Genomic DNA, 17,203 nt, shown 5'->3' with positions numbered 1-17,203 from the left:
CCATGAAGATTCGCGAGGCGCTGACATTTGACGATGTGCTGCTGGTTCCGGCTGCGTCCAATGTTTTGCCATCCACTGCCAACACCGCCACACATGTGACGAAATCCATTGCGCTGAACATTCCGTTGCTCAGCTCGGCGATGGATACCGTCACCGAAAGCCGCATGGCGATCACCATGGCCCAGGCCTGGCGGCATGGGCGTGATTCACAAGAACCTGAATGCTGAAGAACAGGCCCGCGAAGTGCGGCGGGTGAAACGCTTTGAAAGCGGCATTGTCTATAGCCCGGTGACATTGCGGGTCGATCAGACGCTGGCGGATGCCAAGGCCCTGATAGAGCGTTACAATTTCACCGGTTTCCCGGTGGTCGATGAACGCGGCCATGTGGTGGGTATCCTGACCAACCGGGATATGCGGTTTGCCTCGTCCGATGACACGCCGGTGAAGGCGATGATGACATCCCAGGATCTGGCAATGCTGGCCGAACCGGCGGATCTGGAAGAAGCCAAAAGCCTGATGCGGGCGCGCCGGATTGAAAAGCTGCTGGTGCATGATGGCAAGGGCAAGCTGACCGGATTGCTGACCCTGAAGGATACGGAACAGGCGGTGTTGAACCCGACGGCCTGCAAGGACCGGTTGGGGCGGTTGCGGGTCGCGGCAGCGACAAGCGTTGGCGATTCCGGGTTTGAACGGACGGAAATGCTGGTGGATGCCGGGGTCGACATTGTGGTGATTGACACCGCACATGGCCATTCCGCCGGCGTGATCGAAGCGGTGAAACGCGCCAAACAACTGTCGAACGAAGTACAGGTGATTGCCGGCAATGTCGCCACCGGCGAAGCGACCCGCGCGCTGATTGATGCCGGGGCCGATGCGGTCAAGGTCGGGATCGGGCCCGGGTCGATCTGTACCACACGTATGGTGGCCGGTGTTGGCGTTCCACAGCTGACGGCAGTGATGGACTGCGCGGCGGCGGCCAGCGATGTGCCGGTGATTGCCGATGGCGGTATCAAATTCTCTGGTGATTTTGCCAAGGCGATTGCCGCCGGTGCCTCCTGTGCGATGGTTGGCAGCATGATTGCCGGCACAGATGAAAGCCCGGGCGAGGTGATCCTTTATCAGGGCCGCTCATTCAAGGCCTATCGCGGCATGGGCAGTCTTGGCGCCATGGCGCGTGGGTCGGCCGATCGGTATTTCCAGAAGGACGCCGCCAGCGACAAACTGGTGCCCGAAGGGATCGAAGGCCAGGTTGCCTATAAAGGGTCGGCCGGTGCGGTTATCCACCAATTGGTCGGCGGGCTGCGGGCCGCGATGGGCTATACCGGTTGTGCCACCGTCGAAGAAATGCGCCGGAACTGTGAATTCGTGAAAATCACTGGTGCCGGCCTGCGTGAAAGCCATGTGCATGACGTCCAGATCACCCGCGAAAGCCCCAACTATCGTGTCGGGTAAATGACGCCCGAGGCGCGCATTCACTCAGCCGCAGAGTTGCTGGATGCTGTATTGGACGGGCAGGCCGCAGAGCAGGCCCTGACCCGTTGGGCGCGTGGCAATCGTTATGCCGGGTCCAAGGACCGGGCTGCGATCCGCGATCTGGTGTTTGATGCGCTGCGGTGCAAGCGGTCTTATGCGGCTCTTGGCGGCAGTTTGACTGGGCGCGGTCTGATGATTGGCGCGTTGCGCGCCGCAGGGCGCGAACCCGATCAGCTGTTCACGGGGCAGGGCTATGCGCCCGCGCCCTTGACCGATGAGGAACGTCAGGGCAGCCGCGAGCCCGAGGCCGCCGAGGCCCGCGACCTTCCCGATTGGCTTTGGCCAGAGTTTTCGGCGTCGCTGGGCGACAAGGCCGAGGCCGAGGCGCAATTCCTGCGCGCGCGGGCAGATGTCTTCTTGCGCGTCAACCTTCTGAAAACGGACCTCGAAACCGCCAAGAACGCCTTGGCGGACGAGGGGATTGTCACCGAGGCACACCCGTTGTCGCCCACCGCCCTGCGCGTCGTCGAAGGCGCGCGGCGGGTCCATCTGGGGGCGGCCTATCGTGACGGTATGGTCGAGCTTCAGGATGCTGCGTCACAGGCGGTGGTGGATTTTCTGCCGCTGAAAGCCGGTCAATCGGTGCTGGATTTCTGTGCCGGTGGCGGTGGCAAGGCGTTGGCGTTGGCCGCGCGTCTTGGCGGGCCGGTGACCGCACATGATATCGACACTGCCCGGATGCAGGATATTGCCCCGCGCGCGGCGCGGGCAGGGGCGGACATCACCATTGATCCCGCACCGCAGGGGCGCTTTGATCTGGTGCTGTGTGATGCGCCCTGTTCCGGCAGCGGAAGTTGGCGGCGCGCGCCCGAGGCAAAGTGGCGTTTGACCCCGGATCGGCTGAACGAATTGCATGAAATGCAGGATGCGGTCCTTGATTCCGGCGCGGCGCGTGTCGCACCGGGCGGCTATTTGGCCTATGTCACCTGTTCCGTGCTGGAATCGGAAAATAGCGCGCGTGTTCAAAGCTTTATGTCGCGCTCGCCCGATTGGAAACTGGAGCGGACCCATCAATTTACCCTGGCCGATGGCGGTGATGGGTTCTTTGTCGCGCTGCTGGTTCAATCGTAGACTTCCGCATGGGTTGCATGCTTTCTCGCATAGGGTGTAAGGTGGCGAAAGGGTCTTAACCGCCTATTAACGACCAATGGGTGTAATGCGCTTTGATACCTCGAAGTGCGGAGAGCAGAATTGGCCGAAATCAACGTTGGGCACATTGCAGGGGGCGACACGTTGGTGCAGCGGGACCGACGCCCGACCTATCTGATCGCGGTATCTGTTCTGTTGATTGCGGTGGCAGGCACCTTTTTACACGGGGCAGCTGCGCTGGCGGTTTTGGCCATGGGGGCGGGGATGTTTGCTGCGGCCCTTGTGCTTCAGTGGTTTCAGCTCCGGCAACGACATGGCGAAACCCGGCGCATTCAACAGGCCGCAACACTATTGGCATGTGATTCAGCGGTTTCGATTTTGACCGGCCAGGACGGCGCGGTGCGTTTCCTGAACCCGGCGGCGAAAAACCGGTTTCGCGATATAGATATGCGCAACAGCGCCGCGGGCGAGGTTGAGGGCGGGACGATGGCGACCCTGCTGCGCGGCATGATCGCCAATCCCGCCAGTGTGATGTACCGGCTACAGAAAAAGGCCGATGTGGATGGGAATGCCGCGGATGTGGTGACGACCCGCAATGGCCATGTGGCCCTGTCGCTGCATGATATCGGCGCCGGATTACAGCTTTGGCGGATCGAAGAAAGCCGGGCCTCCCCCACGGAACAGGCCGACAACGGGCTGCTGCCCCGGGTGACCGTTGGGCGCGGCGGTACAATTCTTTTCATGAATGCGGCGGCGCGGAAACTTATCGGGAAACGCGTATCGGCGCTGGACCGGCTCAGCGCCTCGCCCTTGGTCAGCGGCCAGGTGGTCACATTGGATGCGGCGACCGGCCCCTTGCCGCGCCTCATTTGCGAAGTTGAATTGAATGGTGGACGCAAGGAAGTGTTCTTCCTGCCGCCGCCTGCGGATACCGCCGGCAGCACCAGTTTCGACGGTTTGAATGTGCCGTTGATGAAAATATCACAGAACGGTGCGGTTTTACGGGCCAACCAGGAAGCGCTGAAATTGTTGAACCGGGACGATGTTTCCGGCGTAAAGCTGGCCGATTTGATGGAGGGGCTGGGCCGTCCCGTCACCGATTGGCTGCAGGATACAGCCGCCGGGCGCAGCCCGAACCAATCAGAGTTTTTGCGCATCTCACGCCGCGACCGCGAGGTTTTTGTGCAGGTGGTGTTGAACCGGGTGTTCGAAGACGGCACGCCGTCGCTTCTGGCGGTCCTGAATGACGCAACAGAGTTAAAAACCCTGGAGGCGCAATTTGTTCAAAGCCAGAAAATGCAGGCGATTGGCCAGTTGGCTGGCGGTGTCGCCCATGACTTCAACAACCTTCTGACGGCAATTTCCGGCCATTGTGACCTTTTGCTGCTGCGTCACGATCAGGGGGATCCGGATTACAACGATCTGGTTCAAATCAATCAGAATGCCAACCGCGCCGCGGCGCTGGTCGGGCAATTGCTGGCCTTTTCCCGCAAGCAGACACTTTGCCCGGAAATCCTTGATCTACGTGACACATTGTCGGATTTGACCCATCTTCTGAACCGTCTCGTCGGAGAGCGGGTCGGCTTGGTGCTGGAACATGATCCGGTGCTGCGCACGATCCGTGCGGACAAGCGGCAGTTGGAGCAGGTGATGATGAACCTGGTGGTCAATGCCCGCGACGCCATGCCCGAGGGCGGCGAAATTCGGGTCACAACCGAGGGGCTGACCCTCAATTCCCCATTAAAGCGGGATCGCGCGGCGGTTTCCCCGGGGGATTACGTCTTGGTCAAAGTACAGGATCAGGGCGTCGGGATTGCACCGGATATGCTGCAAAAGGTTTTTGAACCCTTTTACACCACCAAACGCACCGGAGAGGGCACCGGCCTCGGCCTGTCGACGGTCTATGGCATTGTGAAACAAACCGGCGGCTTCATATTTGTCGATTCGGTGGTGGGCCAGGGCAGCTGCTTCTCGCTACTCTTTCCGGTGCACAACGAAGTCGCCGAAGTAGACGGGCAAATTGCAGCGGCCGAAGAGACCACAGACGGGACCGCCGGACATGATGCCGTCATCCTTTTGGTCGAAGATGAAGCCCCGGTACGGGCCTTCGCCAGCCGCGCTCTGAGAATGCGTGGTTTCAAAGTGCTGGAGGCGGCCAGCGCCGAAGAAGCGCTGGAGTTGTTGCAGGACCCGGAGATGGAGGTGAACGTTTTTGTCACCGATGTCGTCATGCCGGGCCTCGACGGTCCCAGCTGGGTGCGCAAAGCGCTGGAGGATCGCCCGGACGTGAAAGTTGTCTTTGTCTCTGGCTATGCCCAGGAAAGCTTTCATGACGACCAATCGAATATCCCCAATTCGACCTTCTTGCCAAAACCATTTTCACTGGTAGAGCTGACGGATACGGTGCAACGCCAATTGCATTGATCATGCTGCGACTGTGTCGCGTCAACCGGCGCGGCAATGCAGGAAAATCGCATGTTTTGAAGCGTGCTGCCGGGGCACCAAATGGGTCAGGTAATCGAGTCGTAGAGTTCGAACTCAGCAGCGCATTTGCGCCGCAGCTTCTGTTCAACCTTGGGCGATAACGTGACATCCGAGGTCGGCGATACATTCGCGCGTGGCAGATCCAATGTCACGGCAAGACGATTCTCAAGAAATGCGATCAAACCCGCCTGATTTTCATAGCGGAACAGATGGGTGACCTTGGTGCCATTCGGGCGCGGTTCCAAAAACTTTGCCTGACTTCCCACATTGGCATAACCCGGTCGGTCGCCTTTGCAGTAGCCTTCAACAAAGGTATCAAAATCAAGGTGTTCGGTCGAATTTGGCCGCCCCGACATAAAAGGGCGCTGGCGATAGCGATACCAGCTGGACAGCCAGCTGATGGGTTCGCGCATCACCGCCAGTGTCTCCATATCCTCGGCCCCCATTTTTTCAAACATTGGCCGGAAAAATCTATTGTAGCGATACACCGGCGCATGTTTCAGCTCAGGTGGATTCAAGATCGCCATATCTGCACGGCCCGCCAGGGCCGCCTCATAAGCGGTGCTGCCGGTTTTCGGTACTGCCATAAAGGCAAGTCTTTCTTTCCAAAAAACAAGCACTTGTATGACACCTTTAATGCAGTTTGCGACAGTTTGGAAAAGCATAAGCGCCGATGTTCGATCCGTAAACCACTCTTTAATACTTCTGCGGAAAACTGAAATTATTAAAAATTTTCTTGAAATGTTCCCCCTTTGATCGCACAAGGGAACAAGTGGTGAACATATCGGCAGCATTGCCGCCCCGCAGGTGGTGTGAAATAAGGGATTCAACGCAATGGCAACGGCAGATCTTCTCTCAATGAGCAAAAAAAGCAATCCCGACAAGCAAAAGGCGCTCGACAGTGCCTTGGCCCAGATTGAACGCCAATTTGGCAAGGGTTCCATCATGAAGCTGGGCGGGGACAACCCCATTCAGGAAATCGAATCGACTTCGACCGGATCCTTGGGCTTGGACATCGCGTTGGGTATTGGTGGCCTGCCGAAGGGACGGATTGTCGAGATCTATGGCCCGGAATCCTCGGGCAAAACCACGCTCACCCTGCATTGCGTCGCGGAAGAACAGAAAAAGGGTGGGGTCTGTGCCTTTGTGGATGCCGAACATGCGTTGGACCCACAATATGCCCGCAAGCTTGGGGTCGATCTTGACGAACTTCTGATCTCGCAGCCGGACACTGGCGAACAGGCGCTGGAAATTGTCGACACGCTGGTGCGTTCTGGCGCGGTCAGCATGGTTGTTGTCGATTCCGTTGCGGCCTTGACCCCGAAATCCGAGTTGGAAGGCGACATGGGCGACAGTTCGGTTGGCGTGCATGCCCGCCTGATGAGCCAAGCAATGCGCAAATTGACCGGCTCGATCAACCGATCCAAATGCATGGTTGTCTTCATCAACCAGATCCGGATGAAAATCGGCGTGATGTTTGGCAGCCCGGAAACCACCACCGGTGGCAATGCTTTGAAATTCTATTCTTCGGTCCGTCTGGACATTCGTCGGATTGGCGCGATCAAGGATCGTGACGAGGTCGTCGGCAATGCCACACGCGTCAAGGTCGTGAAAAACAAGGTTGCTCCGCCGTTCAAACAGGTTGAATTCGATATCATGTATGGCGAAGGCATTTCCAAGATGGGCGAATTGCTGGATCTTGGGGTCAAGGCCGGGGTGGTTGATAAATCCGGTGCCTGGTACAGCTATGGCGATGAACGGATCGGCCAGGGGCGTGAAAATGCCAAGACTTTCCTGCGGGAAAACAAACGCATGGCCCTGGAAGTCGAAGACAAGATCCGTGCGGCGCATGGGTTGGATTTTGACATGCCGCCGGAAGAAAAAAGCGACGACGATATCGTCGAGGCCTAAGGCGCTGCGGGCTGCGGCCCAAATTGCCGATACATGAAACCCGGCGCGATGGCCTGCGCCGGGCCGCGCCAATCCCGAACGCCGACCCAGGTGTCAGATGCCGCAGCCCTAGGGCTTTGCCACTGGGCGCTGACAGAATGGCAATCGCCCCATGGACAGGACCGGGGCGGTTCGGTACATCTTCTCGGACCGCGGGAAAACCCGCCCGATACAAGAAGATACCGACGCCATGGCCACGCTGAACGACATCCGCTCCACATTCCTTGATTACTTTGCCAAGAACGGCCATGAGATCGTGCCATCCAGCCCGCTGGTGCCGCGCAACGATCCGACGTTGATGTTCGTCAATTCCGGCATGGTGCAGTTCAAGAACCTGTTTACCGGGGTTGAAACCCGCGATTATCAGCGCGCCACAACAAGTCAGAAATGCGTGCGCGCCTGCGGGAAACACAATGACCTCGACAATGTGGGCTATACCGCGCGCCACCACACATTCTTTGAAATGTTGGGCAATTTCAGCTTTGGGGATTACTTCAAAGAGGATGCGATCCCCTTTGCGTGGGAGCTGATCACACGCGAATTTGGCATTGATCCCAAGCGGTTGCTGGCCACAGTGTATCATACGGATGACGAAGCTTTCGAAATCTGGAAGAAGGTTGGCGTGCCAGAGGATCGGATCATCCGCATCGCCACTTCGGACAATTTCTGGCAGATGGGGCCGACCGGTCCCTGTGGCCCCTGTACCGAAATTTTCTATGATCACGGCGACCACATTTGGGGCGGCCCTCCGGGCAGCGCGGAAGAGGATGGTGACCGTTTCATCGAAATCTGGAACGTGGTCTTCATGCAGAACGAGCAATTCGAAGACGGCTCGATGACGCCCCTGAAGATGCAGTCGATCGACACCGGCATGGGGCTGGAGCGGATCGGCGCGCTGTTGCAGGGCAAACACGACAATTATGACACCGACCTGATGCGCAACCTGATCGAGGCCAGCGCCGATGTGACCTCGACCGATCCCGATGGGCCGGGCAATGTGCATCACCGGGTGATTGCGGATCATTTGCGCTCGACATCGTTTTTGTTGGCCGATGGTGTGATGCCGTCGAACGAGGGGCGGGGATATGTGCTGCGCCGGATCATGCGTCGGGCGATGCGGCACGCGCATCTGCTGGGGGCCAAAGATCCGACGATGTATCGCTTGGTGCCTGCATTGGTGCGCCAGATGGGTGCGGCCTATCCCGAATTGGGTCAGGCGCAGGCGCTGATCGAAGAGACATTGAAGCTGGAAGAAACCCGGTTCAAGGCGACGCTTGATCGTGGCCTGAAGCTTCTGGATGACGAGTTGGCGGCCCTGCCGGATGACGCGCCCCTGCCGGGCGAGACGGCGTTCAAACTATACGACACCTATGGGTTCCCGCTTGATCTGACCCAGGATGCGCTGCGCGAAAAGGACCGTGCGGTCGACACAGACGGCTTTGACACCGCCATGGCCGCGCAAAAGGCCAAGGCCCGCGCCGCGTGGTCGGGTTCTGGCGAAACCGCAGATGCCGAGGTTTGGTTCGATCTGGCAGAGGCCAACAGCCCGACGGATTTTCTCGGCTATGATACCGAGGTTGCCGAGGGGCAGGTGGTTGGGCTGGTGTGCGATGGCGTGTCGGTCGAAACGCTTGCACCCGGACAAGAGGGCTGGATGGTGGTCAACCAGACGCCGTTTTATGCCGAATCCGGTGGCCAGGTTGGCGACAGCGGCAGCTATCTGAAACCCGACGGCAATGGGGTTGTCGCTGACACGCGCAAGATGGCGGGCGGGTTGTTTGCCCACCGCGTCACGCCTGAGAAAGTCGCGTTGAAGGTTGGCGATGCGCTGGAACTGCGGGTCGATCACGCGCGGCGCAGCACGATTCGCGCCAACCATTCGGCCACCCACCTGTTGCACGAGGCGCTGCGCGAAACGCTTGGCGATCATGTGGCGCAGCGGGGGTCGTTGAATGCCGAGGATCGTTTGCGCTTTGATTTCAGCCACGCCAAGGCGTTGAGCCAAAGTGAATTGCAGGCGGTCGAACAGGATGTGAACGCCTATATCCGCCAGAACGGCGCGGTGGACACCCGGATCATGACGCCGGATGATGCCCGTGCGATTGGCGCACAGGCGCTCTTTGGCGAGAAATACGGCGACGAAGTGCGGGTTGTGTCGATGGGGCGCAAACCCGGGTCCGGCAAAGGCAGCAATGGCGAAACCTATTCGCTGGAACTTTGCGGTGGCACCCATGTGCGCCAGACCGGCGACATCGGTGCATTCGTGATGCTGGGCGACAGCGCCTCCAGCGCGGGTGTGCGCCGGATCGAGGCGCTGACCGGCAAGGCGGCGATGGATTTTCTGCGCCGTCAGGACCAATTGCTGGCCGAGGCCGCATTGGAGCTGAAGGCGCAGGCGGCGGATGTCCCGGAACGGCTGCGCAGTCTGTTGGAAGAACGCAAATCGCTGCAATCCGAAGTGGCACAGCTGCGCCGTGAACTGGCGATGTCGGGTGGATCTGCGGGGCCGGGGGCCGATGCGGAAGAGATCAATGGCGTGCCCTTTGTTGCGCAGGTGCTGAACGGTGTGACGGGTAAGGATCTTCCGCCGTTGATTGATGCGCAGAAGGAAAAACTGGGCTCTGCCGCGATCCTTTTGATTGCGGACACCGGCGGCAAGGTCGCCGTGGCGGCAGGTGTGACCAAGGATCTGACCGACAAGGTATCGGCGGTCGATCTGGTGCGCGCGGCGGTGGCCGAACTCGGCGGCAAGGGCGGCGGTGGTCGCCCTGACATGGCCCAGGGTGGCGGATCGGATGCGGCCGGTGCGGACAAGGCAATAGAAGCGGCCAAGGCCGTATTGGGAGGCTGAGAGATGAGCGCATATTGGATCGCCCATGTGCATGTGACGGATGAAGCGGCCTATGGCCGTTATGCGAAACTGGCGGGACCGGCGATTGCGGCCCATGGCGGCGAATTTCTGGCCCGTGGTGGCGCCTATGAAACGCTGGAAGGGACAGATCGCGCACGCCATGTGCTGGCGCAGTTCCCCAGCCTTCAGGCGGCGCATGATTGTTACCATTCCGATGCCTATCAAGAGGCGCTGAGCCACGCCAAGGGCGCGTCGGAACGCGATCTGATCATCGTCGAAGGTGCCTGATCGGCAAGGTATCTGATCTTCAGGGTGGGTGACACATCTTCCCAACCGTTGAAAAGCAAAAGGCCGGGCAATTTGCCCGGCCTTTTTCGTTAATCCATGTTCCGCGATCAGGCGGTTTTTGCCATCCGCTTGCGCTCATGCGGGTCGAGATAGCGTTTGCGCAGGCGCACCGATTCCGGTGTCACTTCGACCAGCTCGTCGTCGTTGATATAGGCAATCGCCTCTTCCAGCGACAGCGTCACGGGCGTGGTCAGCCGGACCGCTTCGTCGGTGCCAGAGGCCCGGACGTTGGTCAGCTTCTTGCCTTTCAGCGGGTTCACCTCAAGATCGTTTTCGCGCGAATGTTCGCCGATGATCATGCCGGTATAGACCTTGGCCTGGGCGCCAATGAACATCTTGCCGCGATCTTCCAGGTTCCACAGGGCGAATGCCACCGCTTCGCCATTCTCCATCGAGATCAGAACACCGGCACGACGGCCCGGGATCGACCCCTTGTGCGGGGTCCAGCCGTGGAACACCCGGTTCAGAACGCCGGTGCCGCGCGTGTCGGTCAGGAATTCGCCGTGATAGCCGATCAGCCCGCGCGACGGCACATGGGCGATAATGCGGGTCTTGCCCGCACCGGCGGGGCGCATTTCGACCAATTCGCCCTTGCGTGCACCGGTCAGCTTTTCGATCACCGCGCCGGAATATTCGTCATCGACGTCGATGGTGGCGGCCTCGACCGGTTCCATGCGCACGCCGTCGACTTCTTTCATGATCACCTGCGGACGCGAGATCGAAAGCTCGAAACCTTCGCGGCGCATGTTCTCGATCAAAACGCCCATCTGCAATTCGCCACGGCCCGACACCTCAAAGGCATCACCACCGGGGGTGTCGGCGATTTTGATCGCGACGTTGCTTTCGGCTTCTTTCATCAAACGCTCGCGGATGACGCGGCTTTGGACCTTTTTGCCTTCGCGACCGGCCAATGGGCTGTCGTTGATGCCAAAGGTCACGGTGATGGTGGGCGGGTCAATCGGCTGGGCGTCCAGCGGTTCGTCCACGGCCAGCGCACAGATGGTGTCGGCCACGGTGGCCTTGGACATGCCGGCGATGGAAACAATGTCGCCTGCCTGGGCCTCTTCGATGTCCTGTTGCGCCAGACCCCGGAAGGCCTGAATGCGTGTCACGCGGAACTGTTCGATCTTTTGACCGACGCGCGACAGGGCCTGCACGGTTGCGCCGACCTTCAGCTTGCCGGTTTCCACCCGACCGGTCAGCAGGCGACCGACAAACGGGTCGGACCCCAATGTGGTGGCCAGCATGCGGAAATCTTCGTCCTGGCGCTTGACCTGCTTTGGGGCAGGGACGTGATTGATGATCAGATCGAACAAGGCGGTCAGATCCTTGCGCGGGCCGTCCAGCTCGTGATCGGCCCAGCCATTGCGGCCCGAGGCATACATATGCGGGAAGTCGAGCTGATCGTCATTTGCATCAAGCGAGGCAAAGAGATCAAAACATTCATCCAGCGCGCGATCAGGCTCGGCGTCGGGTTTGTCGACCTTGTTCAGAACCACAATCGGACGCAGGCCCAGCGCCAGCGCCTTGGAGGTCACGAATTTGGTTTGCGGCATCGGGCCTTCGGCGGCGTCGACCAGCAGAACAACACCGTCGACCATCGACAGGATGCGCTCGACCTCGCCACCGAAATCGGCGTGGCCGGGGGTGTCCACGATATTGACGCGGTGTCCCTTCCATTCGACCGAGGTCGGTTTGGCAAAGATCGTGATGCCGCGTTCGCGTTCCAGGTCGTTGCTGTCCATGGCGCGTTCGTCGACGGCCTGATTGGCACGGAACGCACCGGATTGTTTCAGAAGCTCGTCCACCAGCGTGGTTTTGCCATGGTCAACGTGCGCGATGATCGCGATATTGCGAAGGTCCATCGGAGATACCTTGTATTAGGAGTTGCGCGCCACCTAGCGTCCGTGGCGCGAAATGGCCAGTGCTAATATGGGAACTGTGGCAATTCCGCCGGTTCCTGCGCCGGTTTCTGCGCAAGCACCGACATGGAAAATCCGGTGATGCACGTCCGGTGCGGAATTTTTTACACCCCCCTTGCACGTCATTTCAAGGAAGGCTAATAGACGCGCTACCGGGTGATTAGCTCAGTGGTAGAGCGCTTCGTTCACATCGAAGATGTCAGGAGTTCAAATCTCTTATCACCCACCATACCCCTCTTTTTCTGTTTTGATATGCGCCGTTCTCGATGAAGCACAGGTTGATTTCTAAAGTGTTGCAATGCGGGCCATGCGGCTGCACTATCGACCTATAGAGAAAGTAATTTGGGATAGTTCGGCAAGGAAGCCGGACTGATTTTCGTATGAGATTGGCCGCAGCCTGCCTTCTGACGCTTGTTTTTGCGGTGCCCGCTGCCGCCGAAAAACATGCGCTGGTGGTCTCCAACGCCGAGTATCTGGCCTTGGCCGATCTGCGGAACACCCATTCAGATGCCGATGCATATGCCGCGCTGTTTCGGGAGTTTGGTTACCAAATTTCACGGTTGAAAGACAGTGACCTCGACGGCATGCTCAACTCCTTCGATACTTTTCTGGCCGGATTGGAACCGGGCGACGATGTGATCGTCGTCTTTTCTGGTCATGGCTGGTCGGACGGGCAGGTGAATTACCTCGTGCCGACCGATGCGCCATCACAAGGCAGTGATCGCAAGCTGAAACGCGAAACCGTTGCGTTGAAAAACGGGGTGAACGGCATCCTGGACGAAATCGAGATGCGCAATACTGGGCTGACCGTGGCGATCATCGACGCTTGCCGCAACAATCCGTTCAAGCCGCCCGAAGGGCGGCGTTCGGCCTGCATGACGCGCGGGCTTGCACCGTTGTCGCCGCGCACCGGCAGTTTTATCGTTTATTCCGCCGGAGAGGGGCAGGAGGCCTTGGATCGTCTACCCGACGATCCACCGGAACAAAAGCTTTCGGTGTTCACCCGTAGCTTTTTGCCATATCTCGAACAACGTCTGCACTTGGAAGAAGCCGTGTCGCGTGCGCAGGTCGATACTGCGCGTCTGGCGCGCGGGGCTGGGGGGCATCTGCAAGAGCCTGCGTATTATGATGCCGCGTTAGGGTTCACCTGCATCGCCGGACAATGCGGGGTGTCGGGGGCAAACAGCAGCGCCGATCGGGCGGCAGAAGCAGACAAGCTTCTTATCCTTGGGTTTGGACTGCCCGATGATCTGCAAATTCTTGCGCTGGAACGTATCGTCGCCGGTTTCCCAGACACGCCTGCCGCGGGGATTGCCAAGAAACGGTTGGTGGCATTGACCCGGCCAGAGCCAGAGCCAGAGCCAGACCCGCCAACCCCCGCACCGAAGCCAGACCCCGAAAAGGTCCGCCCATCGCCGCCCGCGACGGCACAAAGGCGCGGTGCCGATGGGGCCGCAACACTCACCTATTGGCAAGCGCCGTCGATACTCAACCCTTATCTCTCTGGCTCGACGAAGGATATAGAGGCCGCGTCGCTTGTGCTCGAGCCGCTGGCCTCCTTCGATCCTGAGGGCAATATCCTGCCGGTCCTCGCGAACAGAGTTCCGACGCTTGAAAATGGCGGGGTCTCGGAAGATTTACGAACGATAACCTGGCGTTTGCGGGATGGAGTGACCTGGTCTGACGGCACGGCGCTCACGGCCGACGACGTGGCCTTTACCGCCGCATATTGCATGGATGCCCGGACCGGATGTGCGCAATCCAACCAGTTCAGCGGAATTGAAAGTGTTGAGTTGATCGACCGAATGTCCGTGCGCTTTCGGTTCTTGCAGCCGACGGCCTATCCCTATCGCGCCTTTGTCGGTACCAATTCGCCGGTGCTTCAAAAATCTCAGTTTGCGCCGTGTAAAGGGGCGAAGGCCCCGTCGTGCACACAGAATTTCCGCCCCCGCGGCACAGGGCCTTTTGTAGTGCGGGACTACTCATCCCGCCGGATCGAGTTTGAAGCAAACCGCAACTACCGCGAGGCCCGAAAACCGGCGTTCGAGACAATCAGCTTGGTTGGTGGCGGTGATGCGCAAAGCGCTGCCACTGCGGTGTTCGAGACCGGCAAGAGTGATTTCGCCTGGAACCTGCAGCTTGCGCCGGACGTTCTGGACCAGATGGCCGAAGGCGGGCGCGGCGTGCCTGTTGTGGCGTTTCGTGCGCTGGTGGAACGGTTGATGCTTAACCTGACCGATCCGTCGCCGAAACTCGCGCCTGATATACGCTCAACACGCGACGCTCCGCATCCCGCCCTGACACAAAGGGACGTTCGCAGGGCGCTTTCCATGGCGATCGACCGCGAGTTGCTGACCGAAATCGGCTATGGTGTTTCGGGTCGCAGCACCTGCGATCTCATTCCCGCGCCGAAGGTCTATGCCTCTGGCACCACTGACTGTCTGGTTCAGGACATCGATGGTGCGAACCGACTACTCGATGCGGCTGGCTGGATACGGGGGAGTGATGGTGTGCGGACCAGGAACGGTGTTCGCCTGTCGATTCTGTTTCAGACCTCAACCAATGCTGTTCGCCAGGATTTCCAGGCCTTGATAAGGGAATGGTGGCGCCAGATCGGCGTCGAAACCGAACTACGCAATATTGCGCCAACGGTGTTCTTTGGCGGCGGTTCCAATTCGGAAGATACATATCTAAGGTTTTATGCCGACGTGCAGATGTATTCTAACGTCTTTGCTGGCGCGGACCCGGAAGACTATCTGAACAATTTCCGTTGTGGTTCGGAGCCGCGGCCTGACAACGGCTGGTTTGGGGACAATATCACGCGATATTGCGACCCGGAATTTGACAAATTGCTGAAAGAACTCGGGCGTACTGGGGGGCTTTCCGAGCGCCAAGAGATTATCAAGCGCCTGGACAATATGGTCAGCGCTGGCGGTCATGTTTCCATCCCGCTTGTGCAACGGGCCGAAGTCGCGGCGCGTTCTGTCACACTGGGCGGTGTTGTCGCGAATTCCTATGCTGGCATGCTTTGGAATATCGCTGATTGGCACCGTCTCGACTGAGGGCGGCAGTTGTTCGTTCAAACAACAAAATCTTCACCGTATTTCGAATGCGCTTTTTTCTGCTCCGGTCGCTGTTCAGGACTGGGTAAGGCAAATATGTGCATCGGCCCGTGGTGCAGCGGCGGGCATTGGGGCAGGGTGGGTGCGCCCGTGCCCCAATGCCCGCCGCTGGATAAAGGGCCTACCAAAGTGGCTTTGTCGATGCGGGCAGCTTTGCTGTAATCTGGCTTGGTGCCGCTGGAACGCCGATATCGCGGGCCAGATGCGGATTGCCGCGATAGGCCTCTAACCCCTTGCGGGTCTGCCGGGCGCGCAGCGATCTGATCAAGGCGCGCAACAGAACGCGCCCCGTGGATGCCAGGATGGTGCGGGGCTGTGTTGATGTGGTCTCTGTCAGCTGTGTCATGTCGCGTCTCCTTGGGTTGATTTTCGTGACGCGGATGAAATTGCGACCTCAAGTATACTTTAGGTCAAGAATTTTTTTCAGAAATTTGCAAATCTATCGGAAATCACCCCATTTTGAGCCTTGAAGCCCCGCGAATGCCGGACTAAAAGCACGGCCAGCGGGTGATTAGCTCAGTTGGTAGAGCGCTTCGTTTACACCGAAGATGTCGGGAGTTCGAGCCTCTCATCACCCACCATTCCCTACAGGTTTACAGTCACAAAAACGCGACAGCGCATGTGTCAATTGTTGCGCCGTGTTGCACTGGCGCGCAACACTGGGCCACAACATGGTGGGTCATCACGTTCTGCGATGGCGAATTCTGGGGAATCCCTTTGTTTACGGGCGGATTGCGGTCATTCTGCGAATTGCACCCGCAAGTTTGGAAGAGTAAAATGCTGACACGACGACACTTTATCGGAACCGCTGCCGCGCTGTGCACGCCGGCGCTTGCCAATCCTCTTTTGGCACAGGCCGCATCGGGCGGCACCTGGGACAGTTGGGATGCCCGTGTGACACCCGCAGATTTCGATTTGACGTCGACCAACCCCTGGGGGCTGCACCCGCGGTTGTTGCCGGTCCGGGTTCAGGCAAATGCGGGGCTGACGCCCGGTGATATCCACGTCGATGCGGTGGCGCGGTATCTGTATCATATTCAGGACGACGGCACCGCGATGCGCTATGGCGTCGCCATTGGCCGTGACGGGCTGTACGAGCCGGGCACCTATACCATCAAGCGCAAGGCGAAATGGCCGCGCTGGACGCCAACCCCGGCGATGATCGAGCGCGAGCCGGGCAAATACGCCCGCTGGGCCGATGGCATGCCTCCCGGCCCGGAAAACGCGCTTGGGTCGCGTGCGCTCTATCTTTATGTCGGCAATCGCGACACCTATTTGCGGATTTACGGCACGCCGGCGCCCCGGTCGATTGGCACGCGGGCAAGCTCTGGCTGTGTGCGCATGGTGATGCCGCATATCAACGCGCTTTACGATCAGGTGGAAACCGGCGTTACCGCCTATCTTTACCCGACCGGCGGGCAGGGCCCGATCAGCATCTGATCCAATGCAAACGGACCCCGGCCAGCGGTGGCTGGCGGGGGTCCGTGGCGTATTTATTATTCCGAAACCGAACCGAATCCGATCCTGATCTGGACCCCGGCGGCGGGGTCAGGCGGCGGGTTTTGTGCAGATCGGATTGCCGTTGACGGTGCGCAGCGGCAGCATCGTGGTTTCGACCGGACCCACGTGACGATACCAATAGCAGCCATCGTCAGGGTTCCAGCGTACCGCAGTCAGATCCTGATAAGGGGCGGCAATGGCCTGAACCGACTCCGGGGCTGTGGTGGTGTTGGGCATGGCAGAGGTGCTGCCATCAACCGGTTCACAGGCAGCAAGGCCGAATGCCGCGATCACCACCGCGCTCAATTTCACTGTCGTCTTCAAAATACCATTCCTACTGTACAGGCTTGTTCCGCCACCACTTTGTCATCCGACGTCTGCCACCGCAACACCCGGACGCGGCG

11 protein-coding genes, 2 tRNA genes and 1 pseudogene are annotated in these 17,203 nt (G+C 59.3%); 10 read left to right on the top strand and 4 right to left on the bottom strand.

Features of this window, described 5'->3' with window-relative positions; genetic code table 11:
* Nucleotides 1-2: 2 nt before the first annotated feature.
* From guaB to AC0L4F_RS15660, 3 genes and pseudogenes are all read left to right on the top strand, one after another.
* Nucleotides 3-1,452, top strand: a pseudogene (guaB, locus tag AC0L4F_RS15670) (IMP dehydrogenase).
* Nucleotides 1,453-2,604: an RsmB/NOP family class I SAM-dependent RNA methyltransferase gene (locus tag AC0L4F_RS15665; RefSeq protein WP_244689917.1), complete on the top strand. Its 1,152-nt coding sequence runs from the start codon at nucleotides 1,453-1,455 to the stop codon at nucleotides 2,602-2,604.
* A 120-nt stretch (nucleotides 2,605-2,724) separates the two neighbouring features.
* Entirely contained in the window at nucleotides 2,725-5,046 is a 2,322-nt protein-coding gene (locus AC0L4F_RS15660) for an ATP-binding response regulator (RefSeq protein WP_244689916.1), read from the top strand.
* 86 nt (nucleotides 5,047-5,132) lie between these two features.
* On the opposite strand, the gene AC0L4F_RS15655 is transcribed toward AC0L4F_RS15660, so the two are convergent.
* The gene (locus tag AC0L4F_RS15655) at nucleotides 5,133-5,726 is read right to left on the bottom strand and encodes a gamma-glutamyl kinase (RefSeq protein WP_244690407.1); all 594 of its coding nucleotides are present in this window, start codon (nucleotides 5,724-5,726) and stop codon (nucleotides 5,133-5,135) included.
* Nucleotides 5,727-5,940: 214 nt separating this feature from the next.
* Here AC0L4F_RS15655 and recA point away from each other — a divergent pair, with 214 nt between their 5' ends.
* The 3 genes from recA (at nucleotide 5,941) to AC0L4F_RS15640 (ending at nucleotide 10,195) form a co-directional block, all read left to right on the top strand.
* Nucleotides 5,941-7,017: a recombinase RecA gene (gene recA, locus AC0L4F_RS15650; protein WP_280520628.1), complete on the top strand. Its 1,077-nt coding sequence runs from the start codon at nucleotides 5,941-5,943 to the stop codon at nucleotides 7,015-7,017.
* Between the two features lie 229 nt (nucleotides 7,018-7,246).
* On the top strand, nucleotides 7,247-9,907 hold the full coding sequence (gene alaS, locus AC0L4F_RS15645) for an alanine--tRNA ligase (protein ID WP_244689914.1): 2,661 nt from the start codon (nucleotides 7,247-7,249) through the stop codon (nucleotides 9,905-9,907).
* A 3-nt stretch (nucleotides 9,908-9,910) separates the two neighbouring features.
* Nucleotides 9,911-10,195 carry a DUF1330 domain-containing protein gene (locus AC0L4F_RS15640; protein WP_244689913.1) on the top strand — a complete coding sequence of 95 codons (285 nt, stop codon included), beginning with the start codon at nucleotides 9,911-9,913 and terminating at the stop codon, nucleotides 10,193-10,195.
* 107 nt (nucleotides 10,196-10,302) lie between these two features.
* Here AC0L4F_RS15640 and typA read toward each other — a convergent pair whose 3' ends face one another.
* A complete protein-coding gene (gene typA, locus AC0L4F_RS15635) occupies nucleotides 10,303-12,120 on the bottom strand; it encodes a translational GTPase TypA (RefSeq protein ID WP_244689912.1) in 1,818 nt (605 codons plus the stop codon).
* Between the two features lie 211 nt (nucleotides 12,121-12,331).
* Here typA and AC0L4F_RS15630 point away from each other — a divergent pair.
* Nucleotides 12,332-12,406, top strand: a tRNA-Val gene (locus AC0L4F_RS15630).
* 151 nt (nucleotides 12,407-12,557) lie between these two features.
* Nucleotides 12,558-15,239, top strand: coding sequence for an ABC transporter substrate-binding protein (locus AC0L4F_RS15625; protein ID WP_244689911.1), 2,682 nt, complete (start codon nucleotides 12,558-12,560; stop codon nucleotides 15,237-15,239).
* A gap of 181 nt (nucleotides 15,240-15,420) precedes the next feature.
* Here AC0L4F_RS15625 and AC0L4F_RS15620 read toward each other — a convergent pair whose 3' ends face one another.
* The gene (locus AC0L4F_RS15620) at nucleotides 15,421-15,645 is read right to left on the bottom strand and encodes a hypothetical protein (protein WP_244689909.1); all 225 of its coding nucleotides are present in this window, start codon (nucleotides 15,643-15,645) and stop codon (nucleotides 15,421-15,423) included.
* A gap of 159 nt (nucleotides 15,646-15,804) precedes the next feature.
* Between AC0L4F_RS15620 and AC0L4F_RS15615 the strand changes: the two genes are divergently transcribed.
* Both AC0L4F_RS15615 and AC0L4F_RS15610 read left to right on the top strand, forming a co-directional pair.
* Nucleotides 15,805-15,880 (top strand) — tRNA-Val (locus AC0L4F_RS15615).
* Between the two features lie 196 nt (nucleotides 15,881-16,076).
* Nucleotides 16,077-16,739: a L,D-transpeptidase gene (locus AC0L4F_RS15610; RefSeq protein ID WP_244689907.1), complete on the top strand. Its 663-nt coding sequence runs from the start codon at nucleotides 16,077-16,079 to the stop codon at nucleotides 16,737-16,739.
* Nucleotides 16,740-16,847: 108 nt separating this feature from the next.
* On the opposite strand, the gene AC0L4F_RS15605 is transcribed toward AC0L4F_RS15610, so the two are convergent.
* A complete protein-coding gene (locus AC0L4F_RS15605; protein WP_244689906.1) occupies nucleotides 16,848-17,123 on the bottom strand; it encodes a hypothetical protein in 276 nt (91 codons plus the stop codon).
* Between the last annotated feature and the right edge of the window lie 80 nt (nucleotides 17,124-17,203).

The sequence above is a fragment of the Marinovum sp. J2-8 genome (genome assembly GCF_055808435.1).
Note: the sequence above shows the minus strand (reverse complement) of the source record. Positions and strands in the feature narration are given on the sequence as shown.